The organism is Campylobacter sp. RM6914, from assembly GCF_004803835.1.
GTDB classification, from domain to species: Bacteria; Campylobacterota; Campylobacteria; order Campylobacterales; family Campylobacteraceae; genus Campylobacter_A; species Campylobacter_A californiensis.
Genome location: NZ_CP012545.1, coordinates 1,069,232 through 1,084,596, shown reverse-complemented (window position 1 = coordinate 1,084,596; position 15,365 = coordinate 1,069,232). Strand labels below are relative to the sequence as shown.

15 protein-coding genes and 1 tRNA gene are annotated in these 15,365 nt (G+C 34.4%); 13 read left to right on the top strand and 3 right to left on the bottom strand.

The annotated features are described in order from the left end of the window. The first annotated feature begins 439 nt into the window (after positions 1 to 439). From CCAL_RS05640 to CCAL_RS05615, 6 genes are read left to right on the top strand one after another with little or no spacing between them, the layout of a single operon-like run. Positions 440 to 1,075, top strand: a complete 636-nt coding sequence (locus CCAL_RS05640; protein ID WP_170015581.1) for a CatB-related O-acetyltransferase — start codon at positions 440 to 442, stop codon at positions 1,073 to 1,075. Further along, entirely contained in the window at positions 1,050 to 2,126 is a 1,077-nt protein-coding gene (locus CCAL_RS05635; RefSeq protein ID WP_170015579.1) for a glycosyltransferase family 4 protein, read from the top strand. Before CCAL_RS05640 ends, CCAL_RS05635 begins: the two co-directional genes overlap by 26 nt. A 2-nt stretch (positions 2,127 to 2,128) precedes the next feature. Continuing rightward, entirely contained in the window at positions 2,129 to 3,268 is a 1,140-nt protein-coding gene (locus tag CCAL_RS05630; protein ID WP_170015577.1) for an N-acetyl sugar amidotransferase, read from the top strand. Beyond that, positions 3,268 to 5,409 carry a bi-domain-containing oxidoreductase gene (locus CCAL_RS05625; protein ID WP_170015575.1) on the top strand — a complete coding sequence of 714 codons (2,142 nt, stop codon included), beginning with the start codon at positions 3,268 to 3,270 and terminating at the stop codon, positions 5,407 to 5,409. The genes CCAL_RS05630 and CCAL_RS05625 overlap by 1 nt, the downstream gene beginning before the upstream one ends. Beyond that, positions 5,402 to 6,925, top strand: a complete 1,524-nt coding sequence (locus tag CCAL_RS05620) for an alginate lyase family protein (RefSeq protein WP_172285069.1) — start codon at positions 5,402 to 5,404, stop codon at positions 6,923 to 6,925. Before CCAL_RS05625 ends, CCAL_RS05620 begins: the two co-directional genes overlap by 8 nt. Continuing rightward, the gene (locus CCAL_RS05615) at positions 6,922 to 8,130 is read left to right on the top strand and encodes a glycosyltransferase family 4 protein (protein WP_170015571.1); all 1,209 of its coding nucleotides are present in this window, start codon (positions 6,922 to 6,924) and stop codon (positions 8,128 to 8,130) included. The genes CCAL_RS05620 and CCAL_RS05615 overlap by 4 nt, the downstream gene beginning before the upstream one ends. Here CCAL_RS05615 and CCAL_RS05610 read toward each other — a convergent pair. Next, a complete protein-coding gene (locus CCAL_RS05610; protein WP_322619292.1) occupies positions 8,127 to 9,062 on the bottom strand; it encodes a sugar transferase in 936 nt (311 codons plus the stop codon). The two genes, CCAL_RS05615 and CCAL_RS05610, sit on opposite strands and share 4 nt — an antisense overlap. A gap of 152 nt (positions 9,063 to 9,214) precedes the next feature. On the opposite strand from CCAL_RS05610, the gene ppa reads away from it, so the two are divergent. The 3 genes from ppa to CCAL_RS05595 all read left to right on the top strand — a co-directional run bounded on the left by ppa (position 9,215) and on the right by CCAL_RS05595 (position 10,085). Then, positions 9,215 to 9,733 (top strand): inorganic diphosphatase, encoded by a 519-nt coding sequence (gene ppa, locus CCAL_RS05605; protein WP_169935518.1) that lies wholly within the window; start codon positions 9,215 to 9,217, stop codon positions 9,731 to 9,733. Between the two features lie 30 nt (positions 9,734 to 9,763). Then, positions 9,764 to 9,943 carry a hypothetical protein gene (locus CCAL_RS05600; protein ID WP_170015569.1) on the top strand — a complete coding sequence of 60 codons (180 nt, stop codon included), beginning with the start codon at positions 9,764 to 9,766 and terminating at the stop codon, positions 9,941 to 9,943. A 65-nt stretch (positions 9,944 to 10,008) separates the two neighbouring features. Continuing rightward, a tRNA-Ile gene (locus CCAL_RS05595) sits at positions 10,009 to 10,085 on the top strand. A 147-nt stretch (positions 10,086 to 10,232) separates the two neighbouring features. Here the strand turns inward: CCAL_RS05595 and CCAL_RS05590 are convergent. Both CCAL_RS05590 and CCAL_RS05585 read right to left on the bottom strand, forming a co-directional pair. Then, entirely contained in the window at positions 10,233 to 10,436 is a 204-nt protein-coding gene (locus CCAL_RS05590; RefSeq protein WP_170015567.1) for a hypothetical protein, read from the bottom strand. Between the two features lie 71 nt (positions 10,437 to 10,507). Continuing rightward, the gene (locus CCAL_RS05585; protein WP_170015566.1) at positions 10,508 to 10,780 is read right to left on the bottom strand and encodes a hypothetical protein; all 273 of its coding nucleotides are present in this window, start codon (positions 10,778 to 10,780) and stop codon (positions 10,508 to 10,510) included. 703 nt (positions 10,781 to 11,483) lie between these two features. Here CCAL_RS05585 and CCAL_RS05580 point away from each other — a divergent pair. The 4 genes from CCAL_RS05580 to CCAL_RS05565 are packed head-to-tail and all read left to right on the top strand — an operon-like array spanning position 11,484 to position 15,362. Next, a complete protein-coding gene (locus tag CCAL_RS05580; RefSeq protein ID WP_170015564.1) occupies positions 11,484 to 12,398 on the top strand; it encodes an AraC family transcriptional regulator in 915 nt (304 codons plus the stop codon). A 59-nt stretch (positions 12,399 to 12,457) separates the two neighbouring features. Continuing rightward, positions 12,458 to 13,840 carry an argininosuccinate lyase gene (argH, locus tag CCAL_RS05575; RefSeq protein WP_170015562.1) on the top strand — a complete coding sequence of 461 codons (1,383 nt, stop codon included), beginning with the start codon at positions 12,458 to 12,460 and terminating at the stop codon, positions 13,838 to 13,840. After that, positions 13,837 to 14,847: a DNA adenine methylase gene (locus tag CCAL_RS05570; RefSeq protein WP_228026725.1), complete on the top strand. Its 1,011-nt coding sequence runs from the start codon at positions 13,837 to 13,839 to the stop codon at positions 14,845 to 14,847. The genes argH and CCAL_RS05570 overlap by 4 nt, the downstream gene beginning before the upstream one ends. Beyond that, positions 14,844 to 15,362, top strand: a complete 519-nt coding sequence (locus tag CCAL_RS05565; protein WP_170015560.1) for a hypothetical protein — start codon at positions 14,844 to 14,846, stop codon at positions 15,360 to 15,362. The genes CCAL_RS05570 and CCAL_RS05565 overlap by 4 nt, the downstream gene beginning before the upstream one ends. Positions 15,363 to 15,365 lie beyond the last annotated feature (3 nt).

Below are 15,365 nucleotides of genomic sequence, written 5' to 3'. Positions count from 1 at the left end.
GCCTTGGTCTTTATACCAAACAAGATAGAGATTGTTTCATTTTTATTGCATAATTTTACAATAGGATTAGATTTTGATTTGCATATTGTAAGAAAACTTGAAAGCTATACTCGTAGATCACTAGGAATAGATAATACACCTTTTTCACTCGTTATGACTAAAACCATAGTTATATATATTGTTGCACTTAAATATAAACTTAATAAAACTTTTTTATATGCCTATTTTTATGCTATAATATTATTTTATATTTTTTTAAATTTCGATACTATTTCTATAAGAATTTTAAGACACGTTCTTTTTGTTGAGCCTATAATGTTGTATTATATACTAAAACAAAATAAGAATTGGATGTTTCTTGCAATCATAGCATTGACTTTTAATATTTTTGCAAAAAATATGGTGCATTTAGAAAGAATATTTTACTAAAAAGGTTTCTATGAAATATAAAATTTTATTTTATTTGACAAAGTTTATGAAAAAAGCAAGAGGTGTGGTTATAAAAAATAGTTATATTCATAAAACATCAAAGTTGGAGTCTGGTACGCAGTTTGTAAACTCAACTATGGATAGACACTCATTTTGCGGATATGATTGTGATATCAACAGTTGCGATATAGGTAGTTTTACCTCTATTGCAAATGGTGTTATTATAGGCGGGGGGATGCATCCTATGGAGTGGGTTGGCATGTCTCCGGTATTTTACGATGGCAGAGATAGCGTAAAGGCTAAATTTAGTGAATTTAAAAGGGATGAGATTAAAAAAACAATCATAGGACATGATGTTTGGATAGGAAACAATTGCTTAATAAAACAAGGTGTTAATATAGGAAATGGTGCAGTGGTTGGTATGGGAAGTGTTGTGACAAAAGATGTTGAGCCCTATGCGGTTGTAGCTGGTAATCCTGCAAAAATTATTCGCAAAAGGTTTGATGATAATATGATAGGGAAATTGTTAAAATCCCAATGGTGGAATTTGAGTGACTCTGAGTTGCTAAAATATGCAAAAAATATTAAGGATCCAGAGTTATTTTTACAAGAGATAGAGAGTGAAAAAAATATTAATACAATATAATTATATTTTACACTATAGAAAAGCTTTTTTTAATGAGTTGGCAAAGTATTATGATGTTACGGTTTTGCATTCTGGAAAAAAGAGTGTAACAAAGGATGATTTGTATAAAGAGATTGTAGTTCCTGTTAGGAAAATAGGTCCTTTTTACTTTCAAGGCAATGTTATATCAGAGGTAAAAAAGGAGTGCTATGATATACACATAGCCTTGTTTGACGTTAGGTGGATAAACACTGTTATATCGATATATTTTAAAAGTAAAAATAGTAAATTTATATGGTGGGGTGCATGGATAACAAAATCTTTTGTTGCTAATAAAATTAGATTGTTTTTTACAAAAAAAGCAGATGCTAATGTCTTTTATACGTATGAAGCCAAAAAGGACTTTATAAATCTTGGTGTTTTGGACAGTAATTTATTTGTAGCAAACAATACTTTTGATGTAGGAGTAAGGATAAAATCATACGAAAATACGAATAAAAATAGAATACTGTTTGTTGGAAGCTTGGATAAAAGAAAACAAAATTATGTTTTAATTAATGCTTTTTGCAATATTTTGTCAAAAATACCAAATAATATAATCTTAACATTTGTTGGTGATGGTGTTGAAAGAAGTTTTTTGCATACACTAGTAAAAGAAAAAGGGCTTGACAGTAGAGTTGAATTTGCTGGGAGAATCAATGAACCAGAAAAACTTCAAGAGTATTATAAAGAATCTATCGTTGCTGTATCTTTTGGACAGGCTGGATTGTCGGTACTACAAAGTTTAGGATTTGGGGTGCCTTTTGTTACAAAAATAAATGCAATTAGCGGCGGTGAGAAGTCTAATATAAAGGATAAAATAAACGGAATTTTTTGCCAAGACAATCAAAATTCGCTAGAAGAAGTGCTTGTTAAAATGTGTAACAGTATAGAGCTTGCAAGAGAGATGGGCAAGAAAGCTTATGAGTATTATGGTGAATACTGCACTATAGAGAATATGGTGCAAGGTTTTAGAGATGCGATTGAGGGCACAAAACTCGCAAAAGTTGATACAGGGATATATGAGGGATAATAATGAAGAATAGAAAATACCAAATTTGCACAAATTGTGTGATGGATACAACAGATAGCAAAATAGAGTTTGATGAAAATGGGGTGTGTGATCACTGCAGGACGTTTTATAGGGATATAAAGCCAAACTGGCATACGGACGAAAGAGGGTTTGAGGAAATTTCTAGGATAACCAAAGATATAAAAGAGAAGGCGAAAGGCAAAAAATATGACTGCCTAATAGGTATGAGCGGTGGTATAGATAGCTCATACCTGCTGTATCTAGCAAAAGAAAAGCTTGGGCTAAATCCGCTTGTATTTCACATAGATGGTGGCTGGAATACTGAGGAATCAACACACAATGTAAAAGCAGTAGTCGAAAAACTAGGGCTTGAGCTTCATATAGAAACCATTGACTGGGAAGCTATGAAAGATATACAGCTTGCATTTTTTAAATCCGGTGTGCCACATATCGACACTCCGCAAGATCACGCATTTTTTGCCACTATGTATAAGTTCGCTCTAAAATATGATATAAAATATATCCTAACAGGCGGAAACTACTCAACTGAGTGTATCAGAAATCCTATTGAGTGGATGTATTATCAGTCAGACTCAATACAGCTAAAAGATATACACGCCAAATTTGGCACAAAACCACTTAAAAACTATCCGACTACAAATATACTTTGGCACAAAATTTACCTTCCTTATGTGAAAAAGATAAAGCTGATTAGGCCGCTTGATTATTTTCCATATGACAAAAAAGAGGCAACTAAATTTTTGGTGGATAATTTTGGTTATAAAGAGTATCCACAAAAGCACTTTGAGTCTGTATTTACTAGATTTTATGAGGGATATTGGTTACCTAAAAAATTTGGATACGATACAAGAAAGGTGCAGTTTTCAAGCCTTATACTAACAGGACAGATGAGTAGAGATGAGGCGCTAGAACAGCTTAAAAATCCAGTTTATGATGATGAGATGGCAAAAAATGATATGGAGCTAATCGCAAATAAACTTGGCGTATCAACAGATGAGCTTTGGGGGTATTTTAACGCTCCAAACAAGAGCTACAAAGACTATAAAAACCAGATGGCGATCTACGATATAGGTGCTAAGGTTTTGAGATTTTTTGGTATTGAAAAGGGTGGAAAACGATAATGAAACAGCTAATACAATCATTTAAAACAGGAGAGCTTGGGCTTTTTGATGTACCAGCTCCGGTGTGTGATAAAAACGGTGCGCTAGTAAAGACAAATGTGAGTTTAGTAAGTGCTGGGACCGAAAAGATGCTGGTTGATTTTGCTAAAAAATCAATGCTTGCAAAGGCAAAAGATAGACCAGATCTAGTAAAGCAAGTGATAGACAAGATGAAAAAAGAAGGTATAAGAAATACTCTTGAAAAGGTATTTACTAAGCTTGATACGCCGATACCACTTGGTTATAGTTTAGCTGGTACTGTGGTGCAAGTGGGTGAAAATTTAAACGGATTTAACGTAGGCGATAGGGTGGCTTGTGGTGGTGCAGGATATGCAAACCATGCAGAGATAAACTACGTGCCTAAAAATCTAATGGTAAAAATTCCAGATAGAGTAGATGATATAGATGCCTCTTTTGTAACGGTGGGTGCTATAGCACTACAAGGCATCAGGCAAACAGCACCACTAATAGGTGAGAGAATAGCCGTGATAGGGCTTGGACTTATAGGGCAGATCACTGTTCAGCTTTTAAAGGCAAATGGCTGTAAAGTGATAGGTAGCGACATAGATCCAGATAAGCTAAATTTGGCTAAAAAGATAGGCTGTGATGAGGTATGTCATGCGGCTGACTTGATAGTAAAGGCAAACGAATTTACAAGTGGATATGGTGCAGATGCTGTCATCATAACAGCCTCTACTTCATCAAATCAGCCCATAATAGATGCGGCAGAGATAAGCCGTATGAGGGGTAGGGTGGTGCTAGTAGGGCTAGTTGGTATGGATGTACCAAGAAATAGCTACTATAAAAAAGAGCTTGATATAAGGCTATCTATGGCGTATGGGCCGGGTAGATACGATCCAGAATATGAAGAGAAGGGTGTTGATTATCCTTATGATTTAGTTAGATTTACAGAGCAGAGAAATTTTGAGGCATTTTTGGGACTTATAGAGGATGGAAAGGTAACGCCAAAAGAGCTTATCACGCACTCATACGACTTTGATGATGCTATGACTGCGTATGATTTACTAGAAGGTAGGATAAAAGAGAAGTATCTAGGCATAGTCCTGAATTATAAAAACGATATAAATTTAAATGAACACAAAGTAGTAAAAAGAAGTGATAAAATCATAGCTCAAGATAGGCTAAATATAGGGCTTATCGGCGCTGGAAATTTTACTAAGTCGGTTATCCTGCCAAATCTAAAAAAGATAAGTAACGTGGAGCTTGTGGGGCTATGTACGGCAACAGGTGTGAGTGCACAAGGCACTGGTAAGAAGTATGACTTTAAGTATATAACGACTAATAGTGATGAAATTTTTAAAAATAGTGAGATAAATAGTGTATTTATAACGACTAGGCATAATGAGCATTTTGCAAAAGTCATGCAAGCTATAGAGGCTAAAAAGCACTGTTTTGTAGAAAAGCCACTTTGCATATATGAAGATGAGCTTAAAAAGATAAAAGAGGCGTATAACGGTGAAAGTATCTTGCAAGTAGGCTTTAATAGGCGCTTTTCACCTATGGTAAAAAAGATGAAAGAGTCTATAAAAGGACAAGTGGCGATAAACTACAGGATAAATGCAGGTGTGATACCAATAGATACGTGGATACAGGATGCTGATATAGGTGGTGGTAGGATAGTCGGAGAGGTTTGCCACTTTATAGATACTTGTAGCTTTTTGGCTGGTAGCACGGTACAAAGTGTGTTTGCTATGAGTCTAAGTAAAAATGATCGTTCTATACCAGATGAGGATAATGTAAGCATAACATTAAAGTATCAAAACGGAAGTATCGCTACGATAAGCTACTATGCATATGGTGATAGTGCGATGCCAAAGGAGTATATCGAGCTATTTGGTAGTGGTTTTAGTATGCAGCTTAATGACTTTAGGGAGCTTAAAATCTACAAGCAAGGTAAGAGCACAACAGAAAAAAACTCGAACCAAGACAAGGGCTTCATGGGTGAATTTACCGCCTTTAAAGAGTCTGTAAAAAGTGGCAAAAATGCTGTGGAATTTGAAAGCCTTTATAATACCACAAATACTACATTTAAAGTGCTGGAGTCTTTAAGGATAAAGGGCTTGGTTGCGGTTGATGAGTAAAATTCTTAGGCTTTTAAATACGGTAAAATATCTAAAATTTATACAGATATATTACAGGATATTTTACTTTTTAAGAGCCAAGATTAGGAAAATTACTGGTTTTGAATACAAACTTTCAAAGCAGTCAAATGCGTTAAAACTTACTTTACAGGATAGCATAAAAGGAATTTCTAGCTTTAATGGCTTTGAGTTTGAAATTTTAAATTTAAAACACGATTTTAAAGGCGATATAGACTGGAATTTTAGTGATTTTGGTAAGCTCTGGACATATAATTTTAACTATTTTGAGTTCTTAGATAAAAAAGATGATATTTGGACCATATATGACTTTATAGAAAAGTTACCTTTAGCAAAGGACGGGTTGGAGTCGTTTCCCATAAGTCTTCGCGGTATAAACTGGATAAAATTTCTAACAAAGCACTATATAAATGGCAAAAAGATAGATGATAGCCTTTATGCGCAGTACTATATTTTGCTTGAAAATTTAGAGTATCATCTGCTTGGAAATCACCTATTGGAAAATGGCTTTAGTCTTATTTTTGGTGGATATTACTTTAAAGATACAGCATTAAAAGAGAGTGGTGAAAAGATACTTTACAAGGAGCTTGATGAGCAGATTTTGGCTGATGGAGCGCACTTTGAGCTAAGTCCTATGTATCATCAGCTTATGCTTTTTAGGCTTCTTGATGTGATTAATTTAGTGCAAAATAATAGCGATAACGATAAATTTTTAAAATTTTTAAGAGAAAAAGCTGTATTAATGCTTGGCTATTTAAAGGCTATAACCTATAAAAATGGCGATATACCTATGCTAAACGATAGCACAAGTGGAGTGGCTCCGATGTCAAATGAGTTGTTTTTATATGCTAAAAATTTAGGATTTGATGAGATTAAGCCTTGTGAGCTAACTAGCGGATATAAAAAGATAGATAAGGGCAGATACGAGTGCATTTTAGATATAACAGATGTTAGGGCTAGTTATATAGCTGGGCATACACACGCAGACACGTTCGGCTTTGAAATTTATATTGATAGTAAGCCTTTTATTGTCGATTGTGGTATAAGCACCTATGAAAATAATACAAGAAGGACTTATGAAAAAAGCACTATTTCACACAATACAGTTGAGATAAACTCCCATAGCAGTAGTGAAGTTTGGGGTTCATTTAGACTAGCAGATAGGGCTAGGGTAGTGGATAGTAAGATTGGTGATGACTTTATCAGTGCTACGCATAATGGATATAAAAAATTTGGCGTTTTGCATACTAGAAGCTGGGAATTTACTGAGCAAAAGATAGTCATAAAAGATAGTTTGAGTAAGAGTATAAAAGCCATATCTAGACTACACTTTCACCCAAATGTCGCAAAAGATGAGATAGGTAAATTTGTGGATTTAAAAGATAAAGATTGTCAGATAAAAGAGTATGAGTATGCACTGGGATACAACAAACTTCAAAGTGCATTTGTGCTAGAAATTTACTTTACAAAAGAGCTGGAGGTTGAGATAGCGGTATGAAGATTTTATTTATTACGGATAACTTTCCGCCAGAGGTAAATGCCCCAGCTACCAGAACTTATGAGCACGTAAAAGAGTGGATAAAAGATAAGGATGTGGAGGTAACGATACTTACCTGTGCTCCAAATTTTCCGCATGGTAAGGTTTATGATGGCTATAAAAACCGCTTTTATCAGAGAGAAAAGTTTGATGGTATAGATGTGATAAGGGTGTGGAGCTATATGAGTAAAAACGAAGGCTTCATAAAAAGAGTGCTTGATTATACAAGTTTTGCTTTTATGGCTTTTTGGATTGGGCTTTTTGAGAAATTTGATGTAATAGTAGCTACTTCTCCGCAGTTTTTCACTACTTGGGCTGGGTGGGGACTAGCTAAGATAAAGAGGAAACCTTGGGTATTTGAGCTTCGCGATCTTTGGCCTGAGTCAATAAAGACTGTTGGTGCGATGAAGCATGGCAAGGCAATAGAAATTTTAGAAAAGATTGAGCTTGGACTATATAAAAGTTCTGATTTGGTAGTGGCTGTAACTCAAGCTTTTAAGCAAAATTTGATAAATAGAGGTATAGATGAGAGTAAAATAAAAGTCGTAACAAATGGCTCAAATTTGGATTTGTTTGTTCCAAGGGAAAAAGATAAAGCTCTCTTGAGTGAGCTAAAATTAAAAGATAAATTTGTAGTAGGCTACATAGGCACCCATGGTATGGCACATAGCTTGGACTTTATAGTCCGTTCCATTTCTAAGATAAAGGATGAGAGATTTCACTTTCTATTCGTTGGAGATGGAGCTGTAAAGAGTAGTGTTGTGGGTTTAGCAGACAGTCTTGGCTTAAGAAATGTAACTTTTCTGGAGCCAGTCTTAAAAGATGAAGTACCTAGGTATTTATCTATCTGTGACGTGATGCTAGCCCCTTTGAAGAAGGATGATAACTTTAAAATTGTAATTCCGTCAAAAATATTTGAAGCAAGTGCTATGCAAAAACCTATCTTATTGGGTGTTGAAGGGCAAGCAAAGGAAATTTTAGAAAAATACGGTGCTGGTGTATGCTTTGAGCCTGAAAATGAAGCAGACTTCATCAAAAAGCTAAATACCTTGAAGGACGCTACTATTTATAATGAATGCAAAAATAGCTGTCTAAAACTAGCAAATGATTATAATAGAAAAAAACTAGCAAATGATATGATTGGTATTTTAAAGACTTTAGCTTAAAGTCCTTTTTTACCAAAAATTACCAAAATCGTTTTAACTATCGTCCTTATCTCTAGCCATAACGACCAGTGTTTTATATAATAAAGATCATACATCAGCTTCTGTTTGGCATCATACGAATTGGCACCGTATGGGTAATTTACCTGAGCCCAGCCAGTAACTCCAGGGCGAACAATGTGTCGTTCATTGTAGTAAGGAATTTCTTTTTCATAGTTTTTTACGAGTATATCCCACTCTGTTCTAGGGCCTATTAAATGCATGTCGCCACACAAGATATTTTTATACTGCGGTATTTCGTCGATGCGAGTTTGTCGCATAAAGTTTCCAAATTTAAATACCCTATCATCCTCTTTGCTTGTGTAGGGGTTATGGTAGGAATTTTCATGCATTGTGCGAAATTTCAGACATTCAAATATTTTTGTGTTTAATCCTACTCTGTTTTGACGAAAATACAAAGCACCAGCTGATTGTTGTGCTATCTTCTTTTTAACATATGGCTTTATAACAATATGTATCAAAAACAACACTATGCAACCAAAATAGTCAATAGCTCTTTTCATTGCGTATTCTATGGTATTATATGGTTCTATGTCGCTTAAAAAATTTAAATCCCTATCATCATCCGGGATATAGCATTTGTATAGATATTTTTCCAGTAGTCGTTCTATCGTGATGATTTTTATGCGTTTATGTTGAAGTCTAAATTGCAAAAGAGTTAGGTATTTTATCATTTTTGGATCCACGGAGGCTTTTGTGTTTATGACTATGTATTTATATGGCTTATCCTCCAGTAAGCTTTCTAGCTCTTTTCTTACCTCCCTTGACGGTCTGTCGCGGTATTTTACGAAATCTATATTTTGAAATTTAAACATCAATCTATCAATGTCTAGTTGATCAAATTTATATTTATTTCCTAAAATCAGCAAAGACAAAATATACTCCTAGTTTAAACATAAGAAAACCAAATGGTATTATATTATAAAGATGTTTTGATGTAAATAAAAAGGCAACAAATGGTGACTTTATTAGATTAAAAGCAAGTTTGTATTAGTATTTTGGATCATATTAACTATAAAGGAACAAAATGGACATTTCAAAGATAAAAGTCGGTTCAAATCCGGATAAAATAAACGCAGTTATAGAGATACCTTATGGTTCAAATATAAAATACGAGATAGATAAAGAAAGTGGTGCAGTGGTAGTTGACAGAGTGCTTTACTCGGCCATGTTTTATCCTGCAAACTACGGTTTTGTGCCAAACACATTAGCAGCTGACGGCGATCCGGCTGACATTTTAGTGCTAAATGAATATCCTCTTCAAGCAGGCAGTGTGATACCTTGTCGCCTGATCGGGGTTTTGGTCATGGAAGATGAAGCCGGTATGGACGAAAAGCTTCTTGCTGTGCCTGTTAGTAAGATCGACCCTAGATATGACGCGATAAAATCTTACGAAGACTTGCCAAAAGCGACACTTGATAAGGTTAAAAATTTCTTTGAAACATATAAAATTTTAGAACCTAACAAATGGGTTAAGGTCAAAGAATTTAAAGGTGCTAGCGAAGCACAAGCTATACTAGACTCTGCGATAAAAAACTATAAATAATACAAAAGCCCCAAATTTGGGGCTAAATATATGAGAACTTTAATTATTTTATCTATTTTTATTTCGCTACTGATCTCTAGTCAAAAGGGCATTATCGATATGCATGGCGGTAAAAGCCAAAATTACAGTGGTTTTTCACAAAATACAGATACAAAATTTCATTTTGTCGATAAAACGCCACAAGGCATGAGCGTTGAAATTTTTTACTAAATTTTTTAAATTTTAGTTTTTAATAAGCTTTCTTCGTGTATAATCACAACTTCAATTCAACTGGCGGGTTCATAGCTCAGTTGGTTAGAGCATCCGGCTCATAACCGGATGGTCCCAGGTTCGAGTCCTGGTGAACCCACCACTACTTTTTCTCTTTATTATCTTTTAACTTTGTTTTGTTGATTTTTAAAATATCTGCTCATTGTAGATGATTACTGGGTTTTATTATATACTTGGTTTATCGTGGTTTTTTATGTGTGTTTTGGATTGATATCCATTAGCATATGTGTCAAGTTGTGTTACGATTTTTATGTATATGTTCATTGATTTTTAAACAATCCGCCTTATCTTTATTTTGCCTAGTGAAAAATCGACCATTTGTTAAATCTGCAATTAATCTAATTTTGTCTGAAATTTTATACAAATTTATATCTTCGTATAATCGCTGTCCTGGTTTTGGTTTTTTTATTCTTTGGGAAAAGTCTTCTTTCATGCAGTCTCTTAATATCCCTAAAATGTAGTCTGGGATGGATAGCAAAATATCGTCTTTGCCATTTTTAATTATTATGGTAGTTGGGAAAAATCTTTTCTTTCTAAAACAATCTGTTGCAATCTTGTTGCTGAAATTTTTGAATTTTCCTCAAAGGTTATAATGTTTGTATTATTTCTATATCTTCTTAATACATTTTTTATCAAACAATTAAATAAAGTGTAGTAGTTGCTTTGATAGACTTCTTTGCTCATTTCATCAATTGATTTATCTTCTGATTTAAACATTATTTGAGCTTCAATATTTAATTCTCTGAGTATTGAAATATACTTTTCTCTTATTGACATATTGTCTTCTCAGTAGTGAAAAAGCTTGTTTTTTATGTATCCGTTAATCCACTTCTTAGGTCAATGCATATTTTATTTAAATGCGTTTGTGTATTTGTTAGTATGCCTTTATTTTTTATAAAACCATGTGCTATATCGCTGATAAAATGGTCTTGATTTTGCTTTATTTCTTATTTGATATTAAAAAGAAACTCTTTGTAAAATATATTATATGGGGTATTTATCTTTATAACTTCTCTATATTTCTCTATTTGTTTTGGATTTTTCTTTGGTATGTTAAAAATTTCAATATATTCTTTATTGTGTTTATTATATAAGATTGACTGTAGAAAGTCTATTGGAACATTGAAGCTTGTTGAGATATTTTTCAGTGAGTTGAGTTGATTTAGTTCCATAAATTATAAAGCAATATGGGTAAATAGGTAGATTGTAATTAACTTTTTAGCGAGCGCGAATCGCACTCTTAATTTATTTCCCATATTGTTCCTCGATTATATCATTTTTCTGACTTAACGCAATAGTGTTATTTATTATTCTAAGCATATAATACTTGTTTTTAGATTAAAATTTTAAATTTTCTTTCTTTTTGATTGCTATGTTATAAAATGACACCGCGTTTATTAAAAATTTATAACTTTATGCCTAATTCTACAAATTTACTAAAATTAGCTATAATTTTGTAAAATTTAAAGAGAGGGGAAAGATGACTGACATAAAACAACTTAAAGAACAGACAAAAGAATTTCTGCTTGGAAAATACGGCATAAACGGCTTGGCTAAAAGTGATATCGGCTCACTTAATTTTTATATCAGTGATACTACGCATGATTTTTTAAGCGTGATAAACGAACCATCGTTATGTATAATTCTACAAGGGGTTAAAGCAGTGGGCTTTAGTGACGATATGTACGGATATGATGAAAACACCTATCTTCTCTCATCTACTCACGTGCCATTAAAGGTGCGAATTTCACAAGCTTCAAAGGAGCAACCGTATATCTCGCTGGCGTTAAAATTTAGCCTTGAAGAGGTCTATGAGGTGCTAAAAAGCGTAGATATAAACGAAGGAAGTTTACAAAAGAGTGAAAAAAGTGAGAAAGGTGTATTTTTTAGCGAGCTAACTGATGAAATTTTAGAGCCGGTTTTAAAGCTTGTTTGGTTACTTGAAAAGCCAAAATCAAAGATAAACTATCTAGCGGACCTTGCAAAAAAAGAGATACTCTATACCCTTGTAACAAACGACAAAAGCGGGTATTTCCTAAGCAAATTTGCGATGCAAGGCAGTGTATCTAATAAAATTTCACGAGTTATCGCTAAGATAAAAAACGATTTTAAAGAGAAGCTAAGCGTTAAAGAGCTTGCACGCTCTTATGATATGAGTGAGTCTTCACTTTATCAAAATTTCAAAGTTATCACGTCGCTGTCTCCGCTTGCCTTTCAAAAAAAGATCCGCTTAGAGGAGGCTAAAAACTTGCTGGCAAACAAAAGGATCGGCGTTGCACAGGTTGCATTTGACGTGGGATACGAGAGTCCTTCGCAATTTAGTCGCGAGTATGCCAGGATGTTTGGCGTTCCGCCAAAGACGCATAGTAAAATTTTGCGCACCGGTGTGGCGTGAGCGCTTTTTTAGCTTAAATTTTATACAATAACGCTTTTAAATTTGACAAAGGAAAAGTTATGAAAAAGATGTGGTCGGGGAGATTTTCAGGTGAGAGTAGCAGGCTTTTAGAGGAATTTAACGCATCTATCGGCTTTGATAAAAATTTATACCGTGAGGATATCGCCGGCTCTAAGGCGCACGCAAAGATGCTTGGCGCTTGCGGGATTTTAAAGCAAAATGAGGCAGAGGCTATCATCAAAGGGCTTGATGGTGTTTTAGCTGAGATAGAGAGTGGTAAATTTGAGTTTAAGATAGAGGATGAAGATATCCACATGAGCGTGGAGAAGCGCCTAAGCGAGATCATTGGCAAGGAGCTTGGCGGTAGGCTTCACACCGCGCGTAGCAGAAATGATCAAGTAGCTCTTGACTTTCGCCTTTTCGTGTTAAGAAGCGGCAAGGAGATAATGGCTGAACTACGCGCTTTCATTGCCACACTAGCAAATATCGCAAAGTCTCACAAAGACACGCTGATGCCAGGTTTTACGCACCTTCAGCACGCACAGCCTGTTAGCCTCGCTTATCATTTGATGGCTTATGCATTTATGTTTAGACGCGATTTTGAGCGTTTTGCTAGCTCTGTGGAGCGAAATAACCTATCTCCGCTAGGCTCTGCCGCACTTGCAGGCACTCCGCACAAGATAGATAGGGATATGACGGCACGTGAGCTTGGCTTTAAAGGTGCTACGCAAAATGCGATGGATAGCGTATCTGACCGTGATTTTGCGTTAGAGATTTTATTTAACATAAGCGTTTTGATGACGCACGCTTCAAGGCTTTGCGAAGAGCTAATTTTATGGAGTTCGCAAGAATTTGGCTTCGTAACGATAAGCGATACATACTCAACAGGAAGCTCCATAATGCCGCAAAAGAAAAACCCCGATGTAGCAGAGCTGATACGCGGTAAAACAGGGCGGGTAAACGGTAACTTGATTGCACTTTTAACCGTGATGAAGGGCTTGCCGCTAGCATATAATAAAGATATGCAAGAGGATAAAGAGGGCGTATTTGATAGCGTGCATACCGCACTTACGTCCGTGCATATACTAAACGAGATGTTAAAAGAGGCCAAATTTAACGAGCAAAATATGCTAAAAGTGACTAAAAAAGGGCATTTGAGTGCGACGGATTTGGCTGATTATCTTGTGCGTGAGAAAAACGTGCCGTTTAGAACCGCGCACTTTATCACCGGCAAAGCCGTGGCGTATGCTGAAAATTTGGGTGTAGATCTAAGCGAACTAACAGGCGAACAGCTTGCAAGCATAGATGAAAGCTTAAGTGCCGATGCTGTGAAATTTCTAGATCTAAATGCGTCAAAAGAGGCTAGAAGCTCAAAAGGTGGCACAGCAAATGCGAGTGTGCAAGTGCAGATAGATGAGATAGAAAGCTGGTTAAAATTTTGAAAATCCACCAACGACGCTATCTTGGAAATAAATTTAAAATTTTGCCCTTCATCGGCGAAATAGTGCAAAATGAAATAGGAAATTTCGCAGAATTTTGCGATATATTTGCAGGAAGCGGCGTTGTGGGCGAGTATTTTAATAAGCCTGATAATAAAATAATATCAAATGATTTGCTTTATCATAATTTTGTAAATTTAAACACGTTTTTAGGGATTGAAAAATTTGATGAGAGCAAAATTTTAGAAATATTAAAAAAATTAAATGTGCTAAAAAGCAAAAAAGACAACTATTTCTCGTCAAATTTCGGCAACTTTTATTTTAGCTTAGAAAATGCCGTAAAAATAGGTCTAATAAGAGAAGAAATTGAAAATTTATATAAAGCAAAAAAGATAAACGAACAAGAGAAATTTATACTTATAACTTCGCTAATTTATGCTATAGACAAGATAGCAAACACCGTCGGGCACTACGACGCGTATATCAAAAAAGAGATAAAAGAGCGTAAATTTGAGCTTTTGTTGCCGCAAATCAACAGGCAAAATAACAAAGAAAACGAAATTTACAAACTTGACGCAAATGAGCTAATAAAACGGATAAGTTGCGAAGTTTTGTATCTTGATCCACCATATAATTCAAGACAATATAGCGATAGCTATCATCTACTTGAAAATTTGGCACTTTGGAGCAAACCGCAAGTATTTGGAGTGGCTAAAAAATTTGATAGAAGTAAGATAAAAAGCGGATATAGCGGCGTAAATGCGACAAAGCTTTTTGCGGATTTAGTGCAAAATGCAAAGTGTAAATTTATACTTTTTTCATACAACAATATGGCAAATAAAGGCAATCACAGAAGTAATGCGAAAATCAGCGATGAAGATATAGTGCGAATTTTGGGTGCTAGAGGAAAAGTTAAAATTTTTGAGCAAAAACATAGGGAATTTAACGTAGGTAACACAAGACGAGATAATAATTTTGAGAGAGTGTTTTTTGTAAAGGTCGATAAATGATAAAAAGTATTGTTGATTATTTTAAAAAACATATCTTTTCAGTATCTATCGCTACTGCAGGATTTTTATCATCAATAGTTACTCTTTGTATTGATATAAATTCAGTATTAAGTATAAAATGGCTTATTCTTGTTATATTTATATCTATTGTTATTATAACGCTTTTAGTTGGGTATATACACAATTGTAATCAAAAATATTTTTTAACTTATAATATGTTTGAAAAACTTCCATTAGAGGATTTAAAAAAAGAGTTACAAGGGTGTTTTTTATTTAAAAACAACTCTCCTATAAAGTTAAGTTACGAAGATATAATAAAAGTTTATTATATAGATGAATATGATGTAGAAAATTTTATAGGGATTGGGTGTATTAAACATATACAAAGTGATAATATAATTTATCATATTAAATTTTATTGGTTAAATGAAAAGCGAGATAATAATATGCGAAAATTATACTTTAGCTTAATACTAAAAAACTACGATATTCAAAAACTAAGAGGAGATGAATGAAAA